This is a genomic window from Parvibaculum sp. (assembly GCF_035511255.1).
Lineage (GTDB): Bacteria > Pseudomonadota > Alphaproteobacteria > Parvibaculales > Parvibaculaceae > Parvibaculum.
In genome coordinates this window covers 1-1,839 of the sequence record NZ_DATKFR010000483.1, presented here as the reverse complement: position 1 = coordinate 1,839, position 1,839 = coordinate 1, and the positions used below count along the sequence as shown (strand labels likewise).

The following is a 1,839-nucleotide window of genomic DNA, read 5'->3' as shown; positions in this document are numbered from 1 at the left end:
GGCGTCGATTTCAAGGGCACCGGCACGATTCACCCCGATCCGTATGCCAACGAAAAGCCGCTCTTCACGATCACGCCGCAGAATTATACAAAGTACGAGGCGCGCCTCTCCGAAGGGCAGAAGGCGATGTTCCAGAAGTACCCGGAGACGTTCAAGATGAACGTCTATCCGTGCCATCGCGACTTCCGCTTCAGCGATTGGGCGCAGGAGCAGGTCAAGCTCAATGCGCAGCAGACGACGCTGCAGGAAAACCAGGACGGTCTCAAGAACGCGCTCGGCGGCGCCGCCTTCCCGATGCCGAAGAACGGCATGGAAGCGATCTGGAGCATCAATACCGCAACCAAGATGTTCACCGAGCGCGGGGCCTACGACGAAGCGGTCGTCTATCCGGACGGCAACATCGCATGGGGCACCAACGACTGGGACATCTGGGCGCCGCCCTACGATCCGAGCACCGACCGCGCAAGCTGGGATTTGCGTTCCTCGTTCCTGTTCCGCAAGACGCTCAGGCCGGAACGCGAACGCGGCTCGGTCGGACTCGTCATCAGCGCCTGGGACTATACGAACCAGCCGACGCAGACCTGGCAGTATCTCCCCGGCACGCGCCGTGTGCGGCAGGTGCCGGAGATCGCTGGCGATTACCAGCTCGGGCCGGGCGGCTTCCACACGGTCGACGACACGCGCCTCTGGTCGGAAACGCCGCGTCGCTATGAGTGGACGCTGGAGGGCAAGAAGGAAATCTTCGTGCCCTACCACAATTACAAGCTCGATCAGGACGGCGTCACTTACAAGGATCTGCTGCTGAAGAGCCATCTCAATCCCGAGCTGATGCGGTGGGAGCTGCATCGCGTCTGGGTCGTAAAGGCAAAGCTGAAGCCCGGCATCCGTCACATCTACGGCGCACGCACGCTCTATGCCGACGAGGATTCCTGGCAGCCGCTGCTCGCCGACATCTACGACACGCGCGGTCAGCTCTACCGTCAGGAAATGAACACGATGATCTATGCCTATGACGGGCAGCTCTTTCTGACGCGCATCACCTGCTATCACGATCTCGTCTCGGGCGCCTACATGGCGGACCGCCTGATCAACGAGATCGACCAGAAGCCGAGGTTCAACGAAGGCGGAAGATCGCCTTCGTTCTACACGGTCGACGCGCTCAGGCGCAGAGGCGTCTGAGAACGGCCCTCGTGGCTCATTGGGGGAAGGTGCGGCGGTATGGATAGTGAGGCGATTTCGGCTTATGCCGACGAGCTCCATCGGGCGCTCGTCGGCCGGAAAACCGTTGCCCCGCTGACCTCGCGTGGCGTCGCGATCACGATCGACGATGCCTACGCCATCCAGACTGCCTTTGTCGCGCATCGACTTGTCGGGGAGACGCGCGTCGTCGGCAAGAAGATCGGCGTGACGAGCAGGCCGGTTCAAACCATGCTGGGTGTGACGCAGCCCGATTTCGGCTTGCTTCTCTCCGACATGGTCTATCCGGAGCGCGGCGACATTCCGATGTCGACCATGATCCAGCCGCGCGCGGAGGGAGAGATCGCCTTCGTGCTGAAGCGCGATCTGATGGGTCCCGGCGTTACCAATGCCGACGTTCTGCGGGCGACGGAGGGCGTGATGGCCTGTCTCGAGATCGTCGACTCGCGGATCGAGGACTGGAAGATCAAGATCGGGGATACGGTGGCGGACAATGCTTCTTGCGGCGTCTTCGTCCTTGGCGACCGCATGGTCGATGCCTCGTCACTCGACCTTGCTCTTGCCGGCATGGTCATCGAGAAGAACGGCTCGATCGTCGGTACGGGAGCGGGCGCGGCGACGCTCGACTCGCCGGTCAATGCG

At 62.1% G+C, this 1,839-nt stretch carries 2 protein-coding genes; both read left to right on the top strand.

What is annotated here, in order from left to right; all coding sequences use genetic code 11:
* Positions 1-1,179, top strand: a 1,179-nt coding sequence (locus VMR03_RS17990) for a DUF1329 domain-containing protein (protein WP_325407678.1), incomplete at its 5' end; no start/stop codon positions are given.
* Between the two features lie 39 nt (positions 1,180-1,218).
* Positions 1,219-1,839: fumarylacetoacetate hydrolase family protein (locus tag VMR03_RS17985; protein ID WP_325407677.1), on the top strand; the 621-nt coding region annotated here is incomplete at its 3' end.